Below are 1,164 nucleotides of genomic sequence, written 5' to 3'. Positions count from 1 at the left end.
GGGCAGTACCAAGCACTGATTGAACTTTGGAACGAGACTGTTGCTCCAAGCGACGAGGTTTGGCACCTCGGCGACTTCGCCAAGGGATCTGCCGAGACAGTGTCTTCGCTGCTGTCCCGTCTCCACGGCACCAAGCACCTGATCATCGGCAACAACGACGGCGTGGTAACGCTCGGCGCTTCGGCTTGGGCTAGCGTGCAACACTACAAGGAGCTAACTGTCGAGGGCAGTTTCCTGGTTCTTTGCCACTACCCGTTCCGCACCTGGAACCAGATCGGCAAGAATTCAATAAACCTGCACGGCCATTCTCATGGCCGGCTGAAGCCAATGACGCGCCAGCACGATGTCGGGGTCGACGCCTGGGATTTTCGCCCAGTGACTTTTGCTGCCATTCAGGCCAGGCGCCGCGGAGGTTAGCGCAACAGAGGGCCGAGCGATCGACGTCTTCACGTCGTGATGTTAGCCGCAAAGAGAAGCCCAGAATCCTGCCCCTGGGAATGCAGCCTTGCCTGGAACGCACCGGAAGTAGAGCGCCCACCCGTCTGCGTGACAACTTTGGGGCCGAACCCCGTCGTCACCACGGCGGAGCGCTGGCGCGCCAGTCGTTCATCTCGGAACGAGCTTCAATCGCCGTCCTTGGCGACCTCAGTGCCACATTCTCTCTCTAAGCCACTTGAGAAACCTGTTCCCTCCGAGCGACCGGCGGACTCTAGCGGCAGCCCACTGCCCTCTGAACATGGTTCCGACATGGCAACTGCAGACGATGCCATGCAATTCCCCGTCAGACAGTTCGAAGAAGCGCTTTGCTTCCCCATAGGTGTCATCCTTCAGGCCTAACGCACGCAGTAGCGGGTCCTCGAAGGCCACTGTAATCGGCGAGCCCTCGCCGCGCGCCGCGTCGCGAGCTTCCCGCTTCAGATACTCAGTGCCGATAAGCGCTCTCAGGCGTCGCTCGGGATGTTGTTCCAGCAACTCAGCCCAGCGCTCGATGCGCTGTTGGCGGGTCATGATCGGGTATGTCGACAGGGGTTCTACAGCTGCAATTGTCTGCAGTTGGCTGATAGTTTGGTGTTCCATCGTCGGCTCCTTTTGATCGAAGTCCCTTCCCCACAAAAATTATCGCGCGCCGACGCGCTGACAAGAGCTGGCAAGACGGCCTTAACC

General features: G+C 59.5%; 2 protein-coding genes. One reads left to right on the top strand and one right to left on the bottom strand.

Annotation, left to right across the window (positions count from 1 at the left end; translation table 11 throughout):
- A partial coding sequence (locus EOA22_RS34495) for a metallophosphoesterase (RefSeq protein WP_127390657.1) occupies window positions 1-417 on the top strand: 417 nt, incomplete at its 5' end.
- A 228-nt stretch (window positions 418-645) separates the two neighbouring features.
- Here the strand turns inward: EOA22_RS34495 and EOA22_RS34490 are convergent.
- The gene (locus EOA22_RS34490; RefSeq protein WP_127390656.1) at window positions 646-1,077 is read right to left on the bottom strand and encodes a hypothetical protein; all 432 of its coding nucleotides are present in this window, start codon (window positions 1,075-1,077) and stop codon (window positions 646-648) included.
- Window positions 1,078-1,164 lie beyond the last annotated feature (87 nt).

Source organism: Mesorhizobium sp. M7A.F.Ca.US.014.04.1.1, from assembly GCF_003998745.1.
GTDB classification, from domain to species: domain Bacteria; phylum Pseudomonadota; class Alphaproteobacteria; order Rhizobiales; family Rhizobiaceae; genus Mesorhizobium; species Mesorhizobium ciceri.
The sequence above is the reverse complement of the archived record's forward strand: the minus strand, read 5'-3'. Positions and strand labels throughout refer to the sequence as shown.